The sequence below is a fragment of the Paenibacillus pinistramenti genome, from assembly GCF_005869875.1.
Lineage (GTDB): Bacteria > Bacillota > Bacilli > Paenibacillales > Paenibacillaceae > Fontibacillus > Fontibacillus pinistramenti.
Genome location: NZ_VAWG01000002.1, coordinates 562,958 through 583,417 on the forward strand (window position 1 = coordinate 562,958; position 20,460 = coordinate 583,417).

Here is a 20,460-nt window from a genome sequence, read left to right on the forward strand (position 1 = left end):
CTTATGCAGTTCAGGGCTCAAGGGTGAAAAAGCCCGGTTCCATCAGCTGCTGCCTATTGACCGCTGGTCCAGGCATTCTACCGGCTGTCCAGCAAAAAAAACCGTCTTCCGCACGAATGATGCATTCGCGCAAAAGACGGTTCAACGTTCAAAGCCCTTCTTTGATCTCTAACTCTCAATCCTTATCAGTAACTCTCAATCCTTATCCGTATGTTCAGTTTCTTCCTGTATGGCCAAAGCCGCCGCTTCCCCGGACGGTGTCGGACAGTTCATCTACCTGTTCCAGCTCAACGGACGGAACGGCCTGGAACACCATCTGAGCAATGCGCTCATTGCGTTTGATGACAAAAGCCTCTTGTCCCAGATTAATCAAGAGCACCTTGATTTCTCCGCGGTAATCCGCATCAATCGTTCCCGGGGAATTCAGACAGGTAATCCCCGCTTTCAGGGCAAGGCCGCTTCTCGGACGGATTTGGGCTTCCAGCCCTGCCGGCATGGCTAAGGCAAAACCGGCCGGAATCAGGCCGCGCTGGCCCGGCTCCAAAGGTACGTCCTCTTCAACAGCAGCGTATAGGTCAAAGCCTGACGCCAGCTCAGACATTTTTCGAGGCAGCTCAATATCCTCATTGCCCGGAAGGCGTTTAATTTGTACTTGATAAGACAAGCTCATCTCTCCTTATTCCTGATATTACTTTATCTGAAGAACCTACCATGGCGAGCGCAAAAGGCTGCTTAAACATGTTGGCAATAACAGCCTGCACATCCTCCATCTGAACGGCTTCAATCCGGCTGATCATTTCATCCAGCGTGTAATGCTTGCCGAGCATAAGCTCATTTTTCCCCAGACGATTCATCCGGCTGCCTGTGCCCTCGGAGCCCAGAATGAGGCTGCCCTTCATCTGCTCTTTGCCTTTTTGAAGCTCATCCTCAGTCAGGCCTTTATCCCGGATCTCAAAAAGCAGCTCTTTGGTGAGATCCAGCACTTCCTTGGTCTGCTTGGGCGCAGTACCCGCATAAATGGAAAATAAACCACTGTCCGAATAAGAACTGTGATAGGAATAGACCGAATAAGCAAGGCCCCGTTTCTCGCGTATTTCCTGGAACAGCCGGGAGCTCATCCCGCCGCCAAGCGCATTGTTCAGCAGCAGCAGAGCATACTGCTTCTCATGGCCGGAAGGAAGGCCGGGGAAAGCGAGGCAGATGTGGTTCTGCTCCGTCTTTTTCTTATAAAAACGGATATCCCCCATAAAATCGGGTGCAGACAGCTCCTGCGGAGTACCCTGCAGCTCAAATCCGCCAAAGTATTTCTCCACCAGCTCAATGATATTGTCGTTGTAGTTGCCTGCAATGCTGATGACCGTATTCTCTATAGTGTAACGATCCTGCATATACTGCTTCAGCCGGGCTGAATCCATAGGCTGCAAGCGCTCCTCCGTGCCCAGAATCGGGAAGGCCAGAGCATGGCTGCCGTACGCAGCCTCTGCAAGCAGATCGTGCACCATGTCATCCGGCGTATCTTCGTACATCGAGATTTCCTCAAGGATGACGTTCTTCTCTTTGCGCAGTTCCTCTCCGTCCAGCTTGGAACGGAAGAACATATCTGCAAGAACATCCATCGCGATTTCCAGGTGCTGATCCAGCACCTTCGCATAATAACAGGTGTATTCTTTGGACGTGAACGCATTAACGTTACCGCCGATCGCATCAAACTGCTCTGCAATTTCTTTCGCTGTGAAACGTTCTGTTCCTTTAAAAAGCATGTGTTCGATAAAATGAGAAATCCCGTTCTCATCTGCCTTTTCGTTGCGGGAGCCTGTCTTCACCCAAATTCCGAAAGAAACGGATCGAAAGGACGGAATTTTCTCCATTACGACTCTAAGGCCGTTTTTAAGCTGCATCTTGATCACAAAAGGACCTCCCAGACTTCCTTGCCTGCTGTCCTCAGCGGCAAATTATCATCGTATTAGTTCATTCATGCACCCGCCACTGTCGCCGCCGGCTTTATCTCCCATCTAAGAATTTCCACCGGTGCTGCGAGTCTTTCTGATCGTATCAAAAAAAATCGATGCGCTCAACCATTCGGATCATCTGTCCGGTCCGCAGACAGGGTTTCCGCAACGGTGCCAAGCTTCAGCCCTTTCGCTTTCAGCACTTCAATAATGCCTTTCAGAGAAGCCTTAGATGAGGCGGTGGGATGCATCAGAATCAGGGAACCGGGTCCTGCCTTTCTGGAGATCTTGGCGATTACGGATGCGGGATCGGGATTTTTCCAGTCGACAGTATCCACCGTCCACAGGACAGTCTTCAATCCTTGGGCAGCCGCAATTTCGACCGTCCGCTGATTGAAATCTCCGGAGGGCGGAGCAAACCAGGTATTGTTAACGCCGAGCGTGTCTTTGAGCAGCTGCTTCGTCTTTACAATCTCCTGCGTGGCTCGTTCCCGGCTCAGCTGGCTCATTCTCGGGTGCGAGTACGCGTGATTCTCCAATTCGTGGCCTCTGGCCTGAATTTCTTTAGCCAAATCAGGATTCTTCTTCAGCCAGCTTCCGTCAAAGAAAAAGGTAGCTTTCACTTTCTCCTCATCAAGCGTATCAAGCATTGGCTTTATGTACTCGTTGCCCCAGGCCACATTAATCATGAGGGCAGCCATTTTCTTATTCGGATTGCCTTTGTAAATCGGCTGGGGGCCCAGATCCTCTAAGGCAACAGAAGGCTTGATCTCCCTGTAGACGTAAAAGATCTTAGAAGCTTCCGGACTGCCAGGGGCGGCCTGTTTGCGCTTCTCAAGCGTCTTGGTGAAAGTGGCTTCAACATCGATTTCGCGCCCGTTATATCCGGGGATAGCTTTCCAGACACGGTCTATTACAGCGTCAACCGGCTTCTCGTTCAGTTTCTCTGCTTGTATCTGTATTTGGCTTCTGAGGGCGGTATCCCCGCCTTCTTGTCCATTTTCCGGCTGCAGGGCAAACACGGGCTGAACCGCTTGTCCTCCATTAAGCAGCACCGCCATATCCCGGAATTCCTTCACGCCCCCAACCTGTCCAAGCAGAATGACGGCGCCGATACCGGCTGCAACGACTACCAGTTTTGTTTTGCTGCGCTCCACGGATCATACTCCCTTTCGCCTGTATGTCCCATTAGTATGTCCATGGAGAACTGATTATGAGTGGGCAGGAGCAGAGAACAGCATTAAAAAAAGAGCCAGAATCTTATTCTGCCTCTTTCTTTCCCGGTCACCCTGCGGATAACTGGCCTGGATCTTTAGTCTTGTTTTACCGCTTCAGGAGTCAGCGTCGCTTTGCGGGAAAGGTTAACGCGGCCCTGCTGGTCGATTTCCGTTACTTTTACCGTGATGACGTCGCCGATGGCAACCACATCTTCTACCTTGCCAACACGTTCCGTGGACAATTGGGAAATGTGCACCAAGCCGTCTTTGCCCGGTAAAATTTCAACAAACGCGCCAAATTTCTCGATGCGCTTCACCGTACCGGTGTAAATTTCTCCGACAACGACTTCCTTCACGATCCCTTCGATAATCGAACGGGCTTTATCGTTCATCTCCGGATTGGAGGAAGCGATAAATACGCGTCCGTCCTGCTCGATATCGATCTTCACGCCGGTGTCTTCAATAATCTTATTGATGACCTTACCGCCGGCGCCGATCACATCGCGGATTTTGTCCGGATTAATCTGCATAACGGTAATTTTAGGGGCGTAAGGAGAAAGATTTTCTTTTGGTTTCGCAATAAGAGCGGTCATCTTGTCCAAAATGAACATCCGGCCTTCTCTTGCCTGCTCAAGCGCTTCATTCAAGATATTGCGGTCGATGCCGTCGATCTTGATATCCATTTGGATGGCTGTTACGCCTTCTTTAGTACCGGCCACTTTAAAGTCCATGTCGCCAAGATGGTCTTCCATCCCCTGAATATCTGTCAGGATCGAAACATGCTCTTTGTCTTTAATGAGACCCATTGCCACGCCGGCAACCGGAGCTTTAATCGGTACGCCTGCATCCATCATGGCCAGCGTACTGGCGCAGATACTTGCCTGGGACGTCGAACCGTTCGACTCGAGCACCTCGGAAACAAGGCGGATGGTATAAGGGAATTCCGTTTCAGACGGGATGACTTTCGAGAGCGCGCGCTCACCCAAAGCCCCGTGGCCGATTTCGCGGCGGCCTGGTGCACGAAGCGGACGCGCTTCGCCTACGCTGAACGGAGGGAAATTATAGTGGTGCATGAACCGTTTGGTTTCTTCCAGATCAATTCCGTCCAGAATCTGTACATCACCAAGTGCTCCAAGGGTACAAATGCTAAGCGCCTGGGTTTGTCCACGTGTGAACAGACCGGAGCCGTGCGTACGAGGCAGCAGGTTGATGTCACATTCAATAGGACGAATTTCGTTCAATTTGCGTCCATCTGGACGTACCTTATCATGGGTAATCAGACGGCGCACTTCTTCTTTAACAATATCATGCAGCACTTCTTTGACGTCGTTCAAGAGTTCTGGAGACTCTATGTATTCTTGCTCAAAGAAAGTTACCGCATCATCGTTAATCGCGTCAATGGCATCTTGACGGGCGTGCTTCTCAGCAATTCGAACAGCTTCAATCAGACGTTCAGCCGCAAACTCGCGGACGGCACGGTTGACTTCAGGATCCGCTGCATGCAGCTTAACCTCCATCTTCTCCTTGCCTGCAATTTGCACGAACTCTTCAATGACCGCTACAATCTTCTTGATTTCGTCATGGCCGAACATAATGGCCTCGAGCATCTGCTCTTCAGGCACTTCATCGGCTTCAGCTTCAACCATCATGATGGCGTCCTTCGTTCCCGCTACAACGACATACATATCGCTTGCTTCCTGCTGGGCAACATCCGGGTTAATGACAAATTCGCCGTTCACGCGTCCAACCGCTACGCCGCCGATCGGTCCGTTAAACGGAACGTCAGAAATGCTCAGTGCCGCAGAAGTACCGATCATAGCCGCAATTTCCGGCTCGCAGTCCTGATCCACACTCATAACCAGGTTAACGATTTGAACGTCGTTGCGGAAACCTTCAGGAAACAGCGGACGGATCGGACGGTCCGTCAAACGGCTCGCCAAAATCGCCTTCTCGCTTGGGCGTCCTTCGCGCTTAATGAAGCCGCCTGGAATTTTACCAACCGCGTACAGCTTCTCTTCATAGTTAACTGTAAGTGGGAAAAAGTCGAGGTCTTTCGGCTCCGAAGATGCCGTTACCGTACAAAGCACAGCCGTTTCGCCGTAACGAACCATAACCGCAGCGTTCGCTTGTTTGGCCAATCGACCGGTTTCCAGCACCAGAGGTCTTCCTCCAAGCTGCATTGTCACTTGCTTTTCCATGAAATCCCTCCTTCAAAGGTTACAATTTATATTCGGTTCTATACCATTATTTCCTGCAAAGTCGGCGCAATTCATACTTAAACAAAAAGCATTCAACTTACACTAAAAGGCATTCATACTTACACTAAAAAGCAACCAGGCAATCCGCCGTTCGCTTTCATACGAAAGGTAACAGCGGCAACCAGGCTGCTTCCAGGCAAGGTTAAAAATTAGCGGCGCAGACCGAGTTTCTCGATCAAAGCACTGTAACGTTTAACGTCTTTGTTCTTCAGGTAAGCCAAAAGCTTACGGCGTTGTCCGACCATTTTCAGCAATCCGCGACGGGAATGATGGTCTTTCTTGTGTGTACGCAAGTGGTCAGTCAAGTTAACGATGTTCTCAGTAAGGATAGCAATTTGCACCTCTGGGGATCCTGTATCGGACTCATGAGTTCTGTGCGCTTCGATCAGTTGAGATTTACGTTCTTGAGTCAATGCCATCCTGTTCACCTCCTTAGATATAATCGCCAATAGCCTCGTAGCCGCCGGTGAGAACGGACAACCAAGCTAAGGTTAATGTGTTCCGGAGAACACTTTGAAAAGTATATCATATTCCGGGAGCAAAAGTAAACTCACACCTCGTATAATATAATAACTCTTCCTGATCCGAAGCCGGAAACTAGATCGGAAACTAGATTAGCAGCTTTCTGGCCGTTTCCGCATCGCGGGCAATTTGAGCAATTAAGTCATCAATCGAAGAGAATTTCTGCTCGGGCCGGATGTAAGAGATGAGCTGAATAGTCAGCACATTTCCATAGATATCGGAATTAAAGTCAAACAGGTGAACCTCCAAGGAAGGCTTGGTAACCCCCTCATGAAAAGTTGGCTTCACTCCGATGTTCATCACACCCGGCAGCCACTCCTCATTCCCTTCAAGCCTCGCCTTCACAGCGTATACGCCGGCTGTCGGCAGGACAAAATGTTCAGAAGGCTCAACGTTTGCTGTTGGAAAGCCGATTTTTCTGCCCCGCTTCTCTCCGTTAACAACAGTGCCCCTTAACCTATACGGCCGCCCGAACCAGCCGGCTGCGAGATCGACACGGCCTTCGTGCAGCCATTTCCGGATTCCCGAGCTGCTGACCTTCTCCCCTTCAATGAGAAAAGGAGGTGCTGTATGAACGTCGAATTGGGCTTTGCCAAGCTCCCGGAGCATATCGGCATCTCCGGCTCCTTTATAGCCGAAATGGAAGTCAAAACCGACAACAGCCGTCCGTATATTCAGCGGAAGCAGCATACCGGATACAAAGTCCTCCGGACTGATCCGCGAAAATTCCTCATTAAATTCCACCACATAAAAATAGTCAATCCCAAGCTCACGGAGAATGCGCTCTTTCTCAGCAGGCGGGGTCAGATAACCATCGTAATCGCCTTTCTTCATAACCTCTTTAGGATGAGGGTAAAAAGTCATTACGGCCAAAGGCAAACCGGCCTCCTCAGCAGCGGATGCTGCTGCTTTGATTACGCTGAGATGGCCTAAGTGCAGCCCGTCAAACTGGCCCAGGGCCAAAACCTGCGGCGCCGCAAAACGCTTCACCACGTTCTCCGATAACGGATAAGATAAATTTACGGTTTCCATAAACCTCTCACCTGCATTCCAATAAGTTGTCCCGGTATGCCGGCAAGGAATCTATTAAACCGGCAATCCGGAAATAGGCTGGACAGCCTTTATCTATTCATTTTGGGCAAAAACCTTCACGGGGGCTATTGCACCTGAATCAGCTTCCCGCTTATAGATGCCCAGGAATCTGCCCCCGGAATCATAGAGCCTGATGATTTGCTGCCGCTCCGGAACGGGATGCACGGCAGATGGCGACAGCCGCTGTCCCTGCAGTGCCGCTTTGGCCTTCTCGTCCGAAACCTGTACGGCGCTTAAGTGATGAACAGCCTTATCGACAGGAATTAAATAATCCTGCAAGGTTCCGTCAGCCGCAAGGCGGGTGATCTCCTCAAAGGTCAGGCAGCTTTCTGCAGAAATGCCTGCCGAAACGGTGCGCTTCAGCACGGACATCGAGGCCGGAACCCCGAGCGCCTGGCCAATATCGACGCACAGGGTGCGAATATAAGTGCCTTTTGAGCAGAGCACCCGCAGCGAAATCTCAGGATAGGTCTGCTCAAGCTTTAATCCGGTGAGCTCCAGCTCATGGATCGTCACTTCCCTGGCTTTGCGCTCTACAGTTATCCCTTCGCGGGCCAGCTCATAAAGCCGTTTGCCGTCCTGCTTCAGCGCCGAATACATGGGAGGAATCTGCGAAATCGTGCCATGAAACCGTTCCAGGACGCGCAGAACCTGTTCCCTGTTCACCTGAACCCCTTCTTCAAGCCTCTCGGTTACCGTCCCGGTCAAATCTTCCGTATCGGTCGCGATCCCGAGCACCAGGGTGGCCTCGTACTCCTTCGGCAGCTCCTGCAGATATTCCACCATTCTTGTGGCTCTGCCCAGGCACAGCGGAAGAACGCCTGTTACTTGAGGATCAAGAGTGCCCGTATGGCCGATCCGCTTCATTTTTAAGATTCCCCGGATCTTAGCTACTACGTCATGGGAGGTAAATCCCGCCGGTTTCATGACCGGCAAAATGCCTTCATATTCCATCATAACGCCTGCTTCACCCGTTCTACAACTGCAGTCACTGCTTCATCAGGTGTTGTTTCGAGCCGGGCACCGGCTGCCCGAACATGCCCGCCGCCGCCAAAGCTTTGAGCCACGTCAGCAACATCTACCTTTCCTGCAGAACGCATGCTGACTTTGACCGCTTGGTCATGAATCACCTTGAACAGCATGCCGACTTCCACCCCTGTAATATTGCGGGGATAATTCACAATTCCCTCAAGGTCCTCATGAATTGCTCCTGCTTCCCGCATATCTTCGTCCGTAATGATTACCCAGGCGATTTTGCCGTCTTCGGTCAGCTGAAGCTTGTTTAAAGCTATAGACAATATGCGCATTTGGGGGTAAGTCATCTGCTCCAGTAAATGTTCAGAAATCCACGGTCCGTCAATCCCGAACTCCAGCAGCTTGGAAGCAGCAGCCATTACCTTAGGCGAAGTGTTAGAGTAACGGAAACCGCCTGTGTCGGTCAGCATGCCTGTATATAATGCCGTCGCCGATTCCTTATCCAGCTCCACACCGGCACATGCGATCAAATCGAATAAAATTTCGGCTGTTGCCGCAGCATGAGGAATGATGAGGTTAATCGAACCGTATGCATCGTTTGTTGGATGATGGTCGATATTGAGGAGCACCGCATCTTCCGCAAAATATTCCTTAGTTCTCCCGACCCGCTTAAAATCCGCACAATCCACACAAATCACAAATTTATATGTACGCTCAAGCGGCGTGCTGGACAGATCAACGATTTGATCGGCATTCCACAAATAAGACATCCGCCGCGGAATTGGGCCTTCATTGACCATAGTGTATTTCTTACCCAGACATGAGAGAAGCCAGCCCACTGCAAGAGTTGAGCTGACTGCGTCTCCGTCCGGCTGTACATGCGAAACAATTAGAAAATCGTCGTGCTCTTTGATGTAATCTACAGCACTCTGAAACTCCGATCCGCTGATTTGCATAGCCGTCTCCTTTGTTCTATTTATCTTCTTTCGAAATTTCTCCAAGCAGCTTCTCAATGCGGCTTCCGTAAGCAATGGACTCATCGAATTTGAAAATGAGATCCGGCGTATGACGCAGACGAATCAGTTTCCCAAGTTCGCTGCGCAGAAAGCCGCTTGCTCTTTCAATGCCTTTAAGAGAAGCCTGCTTCTCTTCTTCGCTTCCAAATACACTGAGGTACACCTTTGCCTGGGACAAATCGTTTGTCACATCGACGCCGGTAATGGTCACAAAACCGATTCTCGGGTCTTTAAGCTCATTCTGGATAAGCAGACTGAGCTCCTTCTTGATTTGTTCAGCGACTCGGCCTGGCCGATTGTTTGCCATAGATTAACACCTCTTTATTTATCTTGAAAGCACCGGCCATACTGCCTGCCGGTGCTTATCAATGCGGTCAGAACCGCGATCTCTGCGATTTAACTCGGCCCCTTACAGGGAAACCAAATTAATGCTTAACTTCTTCCATAATGAAGGCTTCAATCACGTCGCCTTCCTTAACATCATTGTACCCGTCAAGCGTGATGCCGCATTCGTAACCTTGTGCAACATCTTTGGCATCATCCTTGAAGCGTTTCAAGGAATCTATTTTGCCTTCAAAGATTACGATTCCGTCACGGATCAAGCGGGCTTCGGCAGAACGGGAAATTTTGCCGGAAGTAACCATACAGCCTGCAATGGTGCCGACTTTACTAATCTTGAACGTGCTGCGGACTTCAGCATGACCGATAACGACTTCCTTGAAGACCGGATCCAGCATCCCTTTCATTGCCTGCTCAATCTCTTCGATTACATTATAGATGACGCGGTGCAGGCGGATATCCACCTTCTCCTGATCGGCGGTAGCCTTCGCCTGAGCTTCCGGACGAACGTTAAAACCGATTACAATCGCATTGGATGCCGCAGCCAGGATAATATCCGATTCTGTAATAGCACCAGCGCCGCTGTGAATGATTTTTACACGCACGCCTTCAACTTCAATTTTAGCCAAAGAGCTCTTCAAGGCTTCCACCGAACCTTGAACATCACCTTTAATAATGACGTTCAGGTCTTTGATTTCACCCTCTTTGATTGCGTTGAACAAATCATCCAGCGTAACACGAGTATTGCTGCTGAGCTCGGACTGGCGGTGAGTAATCGCACGTTTATCGGCAATGGACCGGGCTTTGCGCTCATCTTCGAAGGCCATAAATGGATCGCCGGCTCCAGGCACTTCAGTCAAACCGGTGATTTCAACCGGCGTAGATGGTCCGGCTTCCTTCAGACGGCGGCCTTTGTCGTTCACCATGGCACGGACGCGACCAAAGCAGTTGCCGGCAACAAAAGCATCGCCGATCTTCAGTGTTCCGTGCTGAACCAGGATACGGGCAACCGGTCCGCGGCCTTTATCCAGCTCGGCCTCAATGACTGTACCTCTTGCACGTTTATTAGGATTCGCTTTGTATTCGTTAACCTCCGCTACAAGCAGAATCATTTCGAGCAGATCCTCGATACCGATCTTCTGCTTCGCCGACACGTTAACAAAGATGGTGTCGCCGCCCCATTCTTCCGGAACAAGCTCATATTCCGTAAGCTCTTGTTTGACTTTGTCCGGATTCGCACCCGGTTTATCAATTTTGTTGACGGCTACGATGATTGGCAAACCAGCAGCCTTCGCGTGATTGATCGCTTCAACCGTCTGCGGCATGACACCGTCATCGGCTGCTACTACGATAATCGTCATATCCGTAACCTGTGCCCCGCGGGCGCGCATTGCTGTAAACGCTTCGTGACCCGGAGTATCGAGGAACGTGATCTTCTTGTGGTTGATCTCAACCTGATAAGCACCAATGTGCTGTGTGATACCGCCGGCTTCTCCAGCGGTTACGCTGGTGGAACGGATCGTATCCAGCAAAGTCGTTTTACCATGGTCAACGTGACCCATAATGGTAACAACTGGCGGACGAGCTTCCAAATCAGCCGGATCGTCGTTCTCTTCTACTTCTTCAAACCGATCGTCTTCGACCGGAATCTTCACTTCAACCTCAACGCCGAAGTCGCCTGCGATCAGGAGAATTGTATCCAAATCCAGCTCTTGGTTAATGGTAGCCATTACTCCCAAAGAGATAAGCTTCTTGATGACTTCGGAAGCGTCTTTATGAAGCAGCTTGGCGGTTTCGCCAACGGTCATTTCACCGCGAACGATGATTTTCTTAGGCGTATTGTCGATCTTCTCCCGGCGTTCCGGCTGCTGCTGATTGCCTCTGCCGCCGCGTCCCTTGCCGCCGCGGTTGTTGTTGTTTCCGCCGCGGAACCCGCCTTTGCCGTCTTCGAACCGTTTCTGCCCGCGGTTATTGTTATTATTCCCGCTATCGCGTCTGGTCTTGCGGTCATTATCTGTAGAAAATGTGGAACGGCTTGAATCTCCTCCGCGGTTTGGCTGGGACTGCGAACGAGGAGCGCCGCCTTGTCCTCCACCTTGCGGCGGACGACCGCCGTTTTGCGGCTGTGAAGGCCGTGCACCGCCGTTTTGTGGTTGTGAAGGCCGTCCGCCTCCGCTTTGCGGCCCGCGGTTCTGGCCTCCCTGGCCTTGACGATTGCTTTGTCCCTGAGGACGGGAGGAAGCTGGACGATCGCTGTTCTGTGCGGAAGAACCGCTTCCGTTACGGGATTGATTTGAGTTATTCGATTGGCTGTTTCTGCTTTGTGTCGCCACTCCGGCGCTCTTTGAATGGTTTTGTGTTTTATTATTCATGCTTACCTGCTTTTCCGATTGATTTTTGTTATTGCTTGAACTTATACTTTGTGTCTGCTCTTTGGCTGATGCAACAGGGGCCTTTGCTGCAGCTTGCTCTCCGCTGCCGGAAGAAGATACAGAAGCTTTAGAATGCCCGCTGCCCCCGTCATGTTTAGCAGCGGCACTGCTCTTGATATCTTTGAAGAATTGTTCTACCTTGGAGACCGCATCGTTCTCCATTACGCTCATATGATTGTTCACCGGAACGTCCAGGCGTTTAAGAATCGTAATAATTTCCTTACTGCTCATGTTCAGCGACTTGGCGTATTCGTACACTCTTAGTTTATCTTTGTTCTCTTGTTTACTCAATATACTCCACCTCCGACGTCATACTCACGGTTTTACGCAATAGGCTTGCGAATCCTTGATCCGTCAGCGCGAGCACCACCCTTTCCGGCTTGCCCACACTGGATCCAAGGCTTTCCCGATCAAATCCAATCAGTAAAGGAACTCGATAAGTTCCGCATTTGTCGCGGAATTTCTTACGGGTATTGAGCGAAGCGTCACCGGCCACAATGACCAGCTTTGCTTCTGATGAACGGATGGCTTTCAGGACGATTTCATCTCCCGACACCACTTTGCCGGCACGCATGGCCAGCCCAAGCTGCGACAAAGCTTTATTGTTCATCGTCATCTTCTTCACTCCCCCTGCGGGAGCTGATAAACTCTTCTTCTACAGCTGCGAAATCCTTGGCCAGCTGCTCATAAATTTCGGATTGTACGGGGGATTTCAGCGCCCGGTCAAGCGAACGGTTCTTCTGCGCCAGCTTGAAGCAGGCCGCACTTCCGCACAGGTAAGCCCCCCGTCCCGACTTCTTGCCCGTGAGATCAATCATGACCTCACCTTCGGGAGTCTTCACAACACGAATGAGCTGTTTCTTTGGCATCATCTGCTGGCATGCCACACATTTGCGCAGCGGTACTTTTCTTGTCTTCATACTCCTGCCCCCGTCCTTGCTACAACTCAATCTACAGAGACGGAATCCTGCGGCATTTCTTCGCCAGCTGAAATCGGTCTGCCGAATTCCTGCTCTGCCTGGGTCTCGCTCTTGATATCAATCTTCCATCCTGTCAGCTTGGCTGCCAGGCGGGCATTCTGGCCCTTGATGCCGATAGCGAGAGACAGCTGATAGTCCGGTACGATGACACGGGCCATCTTCTCTTCTTCAAACACCTGAACCTCCAATACTTTGGAAGGGCTGAGCGCATTCGCTACATATTCTTCAACGTTATCGGAGTAGCGCACGATATCGATCTTCTCACCGCGCAGCTCGTTAACGATCGTTTGGACGCGCTGGCCTTTAGGGCCTACGCAGGAGCCAACCGGATCGACTTCAGCATTGCGGGAATAAACAGCGATCTTGGAACGGAAGCCTGCTTCACGTGCAACGGAACGAATCTCAACCACGCCGTCATAAATTTCAGGAACTTCAAGTTCAAACAGGCGCTTCAGAAGTCCTGGATGGCTGCGGGACAACAGAATCTGCGGTCCTTTAGTCGTGTTCTCCACTTTGGTGATATAAGCTTTGATACGGTCGTTATGTTTAAATTTCTCGCCCGGCATCAGCTCATTAAGCGGAAGATGGGCTTCCACCTTGCCCAAGTCCACATAGATATTACGGAGATCCTGGCGCTGCACGATTCCGGTTACAATATCTTCTTCTTTATCAACAAACGCGTTGTAAATCAGTCCGCGCTCCGCTTCCCGGATGCGCTGGGTCACGACCTGCTTCGCGGTTTGAGCGGCAATTCGGCCAAAGTCACGCGGCGTAACTTCAATTTCTGCCACATCGTCAAGCTGGAAGCCCGGATGGATCTCGCGTGCGGCCGGCAGGGAAATTTCCGTGCGCGGATCCAGCACCTCTTCCACAACCAGCTTGCGTGCAAATACTTTAATCCCGCCCGTATTCCGGTTCATATCTACACGAACATTCTGAGCGGTATTAAAATTCCGCTTGTAACTCGAAATCAGCGCCGCTTCAATCGCTTCAAACAAAATATCCTTGCTGATCCCTTTCTCCCTTTCCAATTCATTTAAGGCTTCAATAAAATCCATGCTCATTTGCCTCAAGTTCCCCCTTTCAAAATATGCCTGCTTCCTGCTGGTCGCCTTCTAAAAAATAATAGCCAGTCTTGCGCTGGCGACTTTGCCGTATGGAATAGCGAATTCTTTCTTTCCAACCTGAACAAGCAGTTCATCATCTTCAAACGAAAGAAGACGTCCTTCGAATTCCTTCTGGCCGTTCACGGGTTCGTATGTAGTCACAAACACGTCTTTGCCGACAGCTTTCTTCACATCTTCCGGCTTCTTCAGCGGGCGCTCTGCACCGGGAGAAGACACTTCCAGAAAATAAGCCGAAGGAATCGGGTCGTCCTTGTCAAGCTTCTCGCTGAGAACCTCACTAATCCGGCCGCAATCGTCAATATCAATACCGCCTTCTTTGTCCACAAAGACGCGAAGAAACCAGTTGCTGCCTTCTTTCACATACTCGACATCGACCAGTTCGAATCCATTATCCTCCAAATAGGGCAAAATCATTTCTTCCACAGCCGCTTTAATCTTCGGTGTGCTCAAGCTTTCAACCTCCATACCCTCATTCATCTATACCAAAGATTAAAGAGTGGGTTTCCCCACTCTTTAAACAACGGTTCTATCTTCATGATTGACAATGAAATTATAACATAATCCGTAAATAGTGACAAGTGAAAGGCCTTGACTTGAAACCGCAGAACCCCTTATCCGGTGCCTGTTTGATGCGCTTTAATGCACTGATGCCGCGCAATACTCTTGTTAAAATAAGGAAAGCTGGTTGCTTTCCGGCAATCCGCGGAAACATCCGAGCTGCCCGAGGAGCTCAATAACCGTTTTACTTGCTTTGGATTTCTGCTGAAAATCTTCAATGGACAAGAATTCACCCTGCTCTTTGGCAGCAGCAATGTTCCGCGCCGCATTCTCCCCGATTCCCGCCAAGGCGGAGAAAGGAGGGATCAGGGCATCACCGTCGACGATGAACCGGGTAGCGTCCGAACGGTACAGGTCAATGCTCTTGAAGCGGAAGCCCCGCGCCGTCATTTCGAGTGCCATCTCCAGAATCGGCAGCATGCTCTTCTCTTTCGGAGCAGCCTGGAAGCCCTTCTGCTCGATCTCGTCGATCTTCTTGTTAATGGAATCATAACCCTGACAGAACAGTTCGATATCAAAATCCTCACCGCGCACCGAGAAGTAAGTCGCATAATATTCGATCGGATGATACAGCTTAAAGTAAGCAGTGCGGACGGCGGATATAACATATGCAGCCGCGTGGGCTTTCGGGAACATGTACTGGATCTTCAGACAGGAATCAATGTACCAGTTCGGCACCTTGCATTTCTTCATCTCTTCAATCCATTCCGGACTAAGGCCCTTGCCTTTACGGACGCTCTCCGTAATTTTAAAGGCCAAGCCGGCGTCCATTCCCGCTTTATAGATCAGGAACAGCATGATATCGTCACGGCACCCGATTACCGTCTTGATGTTGCAGGTGCCGTTCTTAATCAATTCCTGCGCATTGCCGAGCCAGACGCCCGTACCGTGGGACAAGCCCGAAATCTGCAGTAAGTCTGCAAAAGAGGACGGCTGGGATTCCACCAGCATCTGTCGCACGAATTTGGTCCCCATCTCCGGCACTCCGTAAGTCGCCACCGGCGTCCGGATTTGATCCGGCCGCACGCTGAGCGCTTCCGTCGAGTTAAACATGCTCATAACCTTCGGGTCGTTCATTGGAATCGTCGTCGGGTCTATTCCTGTTAAATCCTGCAGCATCCGCATCATCGTCGGATCATCGTGTCCCAGAATATCCAGCTTGAGCAGGTTCGCATCAAAAGCGTGGTAATCGAAATGGGTGGTTTTCCACTCGGCGCTTGTATCATCGGCCGGGTATTGAACCGGCGTTATGTCGTCGACTTCCATATAATCCGGCACGACGACGATCCCGCCCGGATGCTGTCCGGTGCTGCGCTTAACGCCTGTACAGCCGCCGGCAAGCCGGTTCAGCTCAGCGCCGCGCCACTTTTTCCCATGTTCCTCTTCGTATTTCTTGGCAAAGCCAAACGCCGTCTTCTCGGCCACAGTACCGATCGTTCCGGCCCGGAACACATTCTTTTCACCGAACATGATCTTCGTAAAGTTATGGGCCTGCGGCTGATACTCCCCCGAGAAGTTCAAGTCAATATCGGGGACCTTATCCCCTTTAAAGCCAAGGAACGTTTCAAACGGAATGTCCTGGCCTTCGCCCTTCAGCTTGTGGCCGCAGTTCGGGCAATCCTTGTCAGGCAGGTCAAATCCGCTCGGCACACTGCCGTCCAAGAACCATTCGCTGTATTTGCAGTCCGAATTCAGGCAGATGTAATGGGCAGGCAGAGGATTAACCTCCGAGATGCCGAGGAAAGTCGCAACTACGGACGAGCCTACCGAGCCCCGTGAACCTACGAGGTAGCCGTCCTGATTGGACTTCTTGACAAGACGTTCCGAAATCAGATAGTTGGCCGAGAAGCCGTATTTGATAATCGGCTCGAGCTCTTTTTCCAGGCGGGCTACAACGACTTCCGGCAGGTCTTCCCCATATATGGATCTGGCCGTGCTGTAGCAGGTATTCCGGATTTCTTCATCCGCACCCTCAATAATCGGCGTAAACAGCTTGTCCGGGAACAGCTGTATTTCCTCAAAGCGGTCTGCCAGCGCAGCCGTATTCGTTACGACGACCTCTATAGCCTTCTCAGCACCGAGAAAAGCAAACTCGGCCAGCATTTCATCCGTTGTACGGAAATGGGCGTCAGGCTTGCGGATATCCTTAAGCGGGCTGAATCCCGTAATGCCGTGAATGGTAATGTCCCGGTACAGCTTGTCCCGCGGCTCTAAGTAATGAACGTTACCGGTCGCAACAACCGGCTTGTTCAGCTTGCGCCCGATGTCGCATACCTTGCGGATGGCCGTCTCCAGCTCCTCCACACTGCCGACCAGGCCTTTATCGACCAGATGCATGTACATGGTCAGCGGCTGGATCTCCAGCACATCGTAAAACTCGGCTACGGCCTCCGCCTCTTCGACCGACTTGTTGAGCACCGTTTCGAAGAACTCGCCTTTCTCGCATCCGGAAAGAACCAGCAATCCTTCACGAAGCTCCTGCAGCAGCGTCCTCGGAATGGTCGGAACCCGGTTGTAATGTTCGGTGTGCGAGAGGGAAACGAGCTTGAACAGATTCTTTTTGCCAATTTGATTAAGCGCATAAATGCCGCAGTGGAAGGGACGCACATTGGACAGGTCTTTGCCTGCATAATCATTCAGCCGGTCCAGCATCATAATTCCTTGAATCTTCTCGGCATCCGACAGCAGGTTGTTCAATATCTCGCACAAAGCCAGAGTATCGTCGATCGCGCGGTGATGATTCTCCAGTGAGACCTTGTATTTGTTCGCCAGCGTATTCAGCCGGTGATTCTTGAGTGTAGGAAACAGCATTCTTGCCAGCTCCAGTGTGTCCAGCACCGGATTGTTCATCTCCGCCATGTCATGCTCTTTGAGCTTGGCATTAATAAAGCCTACGTCAAACCGCGCGTTATGCGCAACCAATATCCCGTCGCCCGCAAATTCCACAAAATCCTTTAGCACAGGCTCCACATCCGGCGCGTCCTTCACCATCTCATCGTTGATATTCGTGAGCTGCTGAATGTGGTATGGAATTCTGACATGCGGATTAACAAAAGACGTGTAACGGTCGATTTCCTTGCCTTCATGAATTTTGATCGCCGCTATTTCAATAATTCTGTTCTGAGTAACCGACAAACCCGTTGTTTCAATATCGAAAACGATATAGGTGGCAGTCTTCAGCTCAAGCGGCTTCGGATTCAGCACAATTGCAACGTCGTCGTTAACCACATTGGCTTCCACACCGTAGATCATTTTAATCCCGTTCTTCTTGGCAGCCTTCGCGGCATCCGGGAAGCTCTGCACCCCGCCGTGGTCGGTTACGGCTATGGCTTTATGACCCCATTTGGCGGCCATTTTGACGTATTGGTCGATCGGTGTAACAGCGTCCATCGTGCTCATCGTTGTATGAAGATGAAATTCCACCCGCTTCTCGGATGCCGTATCTTTACGGGCTGGCGGCGCGCCCACCTCATGAAGATCGGAAGGAATCATCACCAGCTCCGGCACCTGCATAAAGCGGTCATATTCAATCCGGCCTCTCGCTTTGACCCATTTGCCATTAGCAAGCTTGCTCATCACCTTCAAATCTTCTTTGTTCTTGGCAAACATCTTCATCTGCAAGGAATCGGTAAAGTCGGTCAGATAAAAAGTAAACAGCGTGCTTCCATTCCGAAGCTCCTTGCTTTCCAGTCCAAAAATCGTCCCCTGAATCGCGACTTTCTTCTCTTCGTCCTGAATATTTTGCAGCGGCACCGGCTGGTCTTTAATGTCGTAGCCAATCTGCAGCTTGACTTCTTCCTCATCACCTTCATTATCACCTGCTGAGAATTCCGGCTCAACGCTTTCCATCAGGGCCTGAATCGCCTCGCGGTTCTCCTCCAGTACGCGCTGCTGGAACTCTTCGAACGCTTCCGCACTATTTTCCCCGGTCTGCAGCTTAACCCGCAGGGGTAAGGCAAAGTATCTTTCGTAAAAGGTTACGATCGCACGGTCAATCCCCTTCTTGCGGGCCAGCTCCAGCGACATGGAATCGGTCAGTACCACCGTGACCAGATCGTGATCCACTTCAAATGAAGCGCGGGTCATCCACCCGTTTACCGAAGGAATCTCCCGCTGTACCCATTCAAGAAACAGCTTCCAGTACTCTTCCACAACCTCTTTCGCGGACAGGCCGGAAGCATAACGAAACAGAAACGTAATTTTCGCTATATGCTCCATCCGTTCGCGGATCTGCAGGCAAAACGTCCGGTACACCTGGGCAGGCACCAGTGTTTCCTTGACAATGGAAATCTTCCACTCTTTATTTCCGCGGCTGACTTCAACCTGCTCAATATGGCCATCCAGAAAATAAGGATCAGCAATGCTGCTGGAAATATCGGCCTGCTTCATCAGCAGTTCAAGCCGCATTCTTTTATCGTTCAGTTCACTCACTTGCTCTCCCCCTTGTAACCCGCTTTACCACGAAAAAAAGAAAGGCTCCGGCTATGCCTCATCCTTGCCTTAAGGCATTTAGCTACCGGAAGCCCTGTAAGAAACGGCAGCCTGGACTAGCGCATAAACCGTTTGGTTATTCAAATAGACAGCTTCGGACTCCGCACAAGCTATAGAATCAGCCGCTGATTAATCTCAAAATATCGTTGTAGGTTACCGCAATCATGAGCAGGAACAGCATTGCAAAACCAATGAAATGGACCATGCCCTCACGGTTCGGGTCAATCGGTTTGCCCCTTAGCGCTTCTACTCCGAGGAACACAAGACGGCTTCCGTCAAGCGCCGGAATCGGGAACAGGTTGAACAGACCGAGATATAAGCTTAGAATTCCCGCCCACTGCGTGAGCTGGGCGATTCCCTGCTTGGCGATCTGCCCTGTCACCTGGGCCGTACGGACCGGACCGCCCAAATCATCCATCGAGAACTTGTTGATGAGCTGGCGGAACCCTTGGAAGATCATCTTGGTTGTATCCACCATCTGTACGCCGGCAATGCTGAACGTTTCTCCAAATCCAGCTTTGCGGGTCGGCTGGTAGCTGACGATCGTTGTTCCGACCTTGCCGCCCTCCTGGCCCTCCATTGTCCGTGGTGTGATGCTGACGTTCATCTCCTGACCATCCCGTTCAATGGTCCAGTTCATCTGCTTGTCTTTGGATTCGCTGATCATGTCGATCATCTTCTCGGCATCCGTGCCGATCGCAACGCCGTTAATGCTCTTTATAATATCGCCTGTCTTCAAACCGCTCTCTGCAGCCGGCATTCCTTGGGACACTTCACCAATCTCCAGGTGAGTCGGATCCAGAGGCACACCCGCCATTTGAATATGGAGCGCAAACAGCACAAAAGCCAGAACAAAGTTCATCAGCGGCCCCGCAAAAATAGCCATGGCACGCTGCCCCACTGTCTTGCTTCCATACTGCCGGTCTTTCGGCGCAATTTGCGTATCTTTACCTTTCACATTCAGCATCGCTTGGCGATGTACAGGAAACCGCTGATGCTCACCGTCAACATCAAGCTCAATCATCAGCTTCTCTTCCAGGTCAACCGCGAGCACTTCTCCGCGGATCACATTCTTGCGTGTATCCAGCCGATCCAGATAAATCCTGGTCACTTCAGTGCCCGTTAACCGGACAGCGACCGTCTGTCCAGGCTCGATTTGAATCAGCTCGGGATCTTCGCCCGCCATGCGGGCATAACCGCCAAACGGCAGCAGTCTTAAGGTAAATTGGGTTTCATTTCTTTTATACGAAAAAATCTTGGGACCAAAACCGATCGCAAATTCCCGCACGAGAATTCCCGCCCGTTTAGCGAAATAGTAATGTCCCCATTCATGAACGGTTACGATGAGAAAAAACATCAGCACCGTTAAGATGATTATCTGCAGCATTTCCAATCGAAAGCATCCTCCTTCGGGTCTCGTTCCTTCTAGTCTGACTGTTCGTCAGACAAGTCACCCCATTTGAATAACCGCCCTTGTCTATAAAAGTGTATCTTGGTGACAGCC

At 50.9% G+C, this 20,460-nt stretch carries 16 protein-coding genes; all 16 read right to left on the bottom strand.

The window, feature by feature from the left end:
- Positions 1 to 214: 214 nt before the first annotated feature.
- Positions 215 to 664 (bottom strand): dUTP diphosphatase, encoded by a 450-nt coding sequence (gene dut, locus FCN15_RS05350; RefSeq protein ID WP_238996517.1) that lies wholly within the window; start codon positions 662 to 664, stop codon positions 215 to 217.
- The gene (locus FCN15_RS05355) at positions 642 to 1,907 is read right to left on the bottom strand and encodes a M16 family metallopeptidase (RefSeq protein WP_138493930.1); all 1,266 of its coding nucleotides are present in this window, start codon (positions 1,905 to 1,907) and stop codon (positions 642 to 644) included. The genes dut and FCN15_RS05355 overlap by 23 nt, the downstream gene beginning before the upstream one ends.
- 164 nt (positions 1,908 to 2,071) lie before the next feature.
- Entirely contained in the window at positions 2,072 to 3,106 is a 1,035-nt protein-coding gene (locus FCN15_RS05360) for a polysaccharide deacetylase family protein (RefSeq protein WP_238996518.1), read from the bottom strand.
- 155 nt (positions 3,107 to 3,261) lie between these two features.
- The gene (gene pnp / locus FCN15_RS05365; protein WP_138493931.1) at positions 3,262 to 5,364 is read right to left on the bottom strand and encodes a polyribonucleotide nucleotidyltransferase; all 2,103 of its coding nucleotides are present in this window, start codon (positions 5,362 to 5,364) and stop codon (positions 3,262 to 3,264) included.
- Positions 5,365 to 5,573: 209 nt separating this feature from the next.
- Positions 5,574 to 5,843 (bottom strand): 30S ribosomal protein S15, encoded by a 270-nt coding sequence (gene rpsO, locus FCN15_RS05370; RefSeq protein ID WP_138493932.1) that lies wholly within the window; start codon positions 5,841 to 5,843, stop codon positions 5,574 to 5,576.
- A gap of 190 nt (positions 5,844 to 6,033) precedes the next feature.
- A complete protein-coding gene (locus FCN15_RS05375) occupies positions 6,034 to 6,978 on the bottom strand; it encodes a bifunctional riboflavin kinase/FAD synthetase (protein WP_138493933.1) in 945 nt (314 codons plus the stop codon).
- Between the two features lie 93 nt (positions 6,979 to 7,071).
- The gene (gene truB, locus FCN15_RS05380; RefSeq protein WP_138493934.1) at positions 7,072 to 7,995 is read right to left on the bottom strand and encodes a tRNA pseudouridine(55) synthase TruB; all 924 of its coding nucleotides are present in this window, start codon (positions 7,993 to 7,995) and stop codon (positions 7,072 to 7,074) included.
- Entirely contained in the window at positions 7,992 to 8,969 is a 978-nt protein-coding gene (locus tag FCN15_RS05385; RefSeq protein WP_138493935.1) for a DHH family phosphoesterase, read from the bottom strand. The genes truB and FCN15_RS05385 overlap by 4 nt, the downstream gene beginning before the upstream one ends.
- A gap of 16 nt (positions 8,970 to 8,985) precedes the next feature.
- Positions 8,986 to 9,336, bottom strand: coding sequence for a 30S ribosome-binding factor RbfA (gene rbfA / locus FCN15_RS05390; protein WP_138493936.1), 351 nt, complete (start codon positions 9,334 to 9,336; stop codon positions 8,986 to 8,988).
- A gap of 118 nt (positions 9,337 to 9,454) precedes the next feature.
- Complete coding sequence (infB, locus tag FCN15_RS05395; RefSeq protein WP_138493937.1) at positions 9,455 to 12,091, bottom strand: translation initiation factor IF-2; 2,637 nt, start codon at positions 12,089 to 12,091, stop codon at positions 9,455 to 9,457.
- Positions 12,084 to 12,410 (bottom strand): L7Ae/L30e/S12e/Gadd45 family ribosomal protein, encoded by a 327-nt coding sequence (locus FCN15_RS05400; RefSeq protein ID WP_138494047.1) that lies wholly within the window; start codon positions 12,408 to 12,410, stop codon positions 12,084 to 12,086. Before FCN15_RS05400 ends, infB begins: the two co-directional genes overlap by 8 nt.
- Positions 12,400 to 12,720, bottom strand: a complete 321-nt coding sequence (gene rnpM, locus FCN15_RS05405; protein WP_138493938.1) for an RNase P modulator RnpM — start codon at positions 12,718 to 12,720, stop codon at positions 12,400 to 12,402. The genes FCN15_RS05400 and rnpM overlap by 11 nt, the downstream gene beginning before the upstream one ends.
- Before the next feature lie 26 nt (positions 12,721 to 12,746).
- On the bottom strand, positions 12,747 to 13,844 hold the full coding sequence (gene nusA, locus FCN15_RS05410; RefSeq protein ID WP_138493939.1) for a transcription termination factor NusA: 1,098 nt from the start codon (positions 13,842 to 13,844) through the stop codon (positions 12,747 to 12,749).
- Positions 13,845 to 13,895: 51 nt separating this feature from the next.
- Positions 13,896 to 14,357: a ribosome maturation factor RimP gene (rimP, locus tag FCN15_RS05415; RefSeq protein WP_138493940.1), complete on the bottom strand. Its 462-nt coding sequence runs from the start codon at positions 14,355 to 14,357 to the stop codon at positions 13,896 to 13,898.
- Between the two features lie 216 nt (positions 14,358 to 14,573).
- The gene (locus FCN15_RS05420; RefSeq protein ID WP_138494048.1) at positions 14,574 to 18,872 is read right to left on the bottom strand and encodes a PolC-type DNA polymerase III; all 4,299 of its coding nucleotides are present in this window, start codon (positions 18,870 to 18,872) and stop codon (positions 14,574 to 14,576) included.
- Between the two features lie 202 nt (positions 18,873 to 19,074).
- Complete coding sequence (gene rseP, locus FCN15_RS05425) at positions 19,075 to 20,349, bottom strand: RIP metalloprotease RseP (RefSeq protein ID WP_138493941.1); 1,275 nt, start codon at positions 20,347 to 20,349, stop codon at positions 19,075 to 19,077.
- Positions 20,350 to 20,460: the final 111 nt, after the last annotated feature.

What these genes read in the sequence shown, in the direction of transcription:
- pnp (WP_138493931.1), bottom strand. Translation starts at nt 5,364, where the DNA reads ATGGAAAAGCAAGTGACAATGCAGCTTGGAGGAAGACCTCTGGTGCTG.
- rpsO (WP_138493932.1), bottom strand. Translation starts at nt 5,843, where the DNA reads ATGGCATTGACTCAAGAACGTAAATCTCAACTGATCGAAGCGCACAGA.
- FCN15_RS05375 (WP_138493933.1), bottom strand. Translation starts at nt 6,978, where the DNA reads ATGGAAACCGTAAATTTATCTTATCCGTTATCGGAGAACGTGGTGAAG.
- truB (WP_138493934.1), bottom strand. Translation starts at nt 7,995, where the DNA reads ATGATGGAATATGAAGGCATTTTGCCGGTCATGAAACCGGCGGGATTT.
- FCN15_RS05385 (WP_138493935.1), bottom strand. Translation starts at nt 8,969, where the DNA reads ATGCAAATCAGCGGATCGGAGTTTCAGAGTGCTGTAGATTACATCAAA.
- rbfA (WP_138493936.1), bottom strand. Translation starts at nt 9,336, where the DNA reads ATGGCAAACAATCGGCCAGGCCGAGTCGCTGAACAAATCAAGAAGGAG.
- FCN15_RS05400 (WP_138494047.1), bottom strand. Translation starts at nt 12,410, where the DNA reads ATGAACAATAAAGCTTTGTCGCAGCTTGGGCTGGCCATGCGTGCCGGC.
- rnpM (WP_138493938.1), bottom strand. Translation starts at nt 12,720, where the DNA reads ATGAAGACAAGAAAAGTACCGCTGCGCAAATGTGTGGCATGCCAGCAG.
- nusA (WP_138493939.1), bottom strand. Translation starts at nt 13,844, where the DNA reads ATGAGCATGGATTTTATTGAAGCCTTAAATGAATTGGAAAGGGAGAAA.
- FCN15_RS05420 (WP_138494048.1), bottom strand. Translation starts at nt 18,872, where the DNA reads ATGCGGCTTGAACTGCTGATGAAGCAGGCCGATATTTCCAGCAGCATT.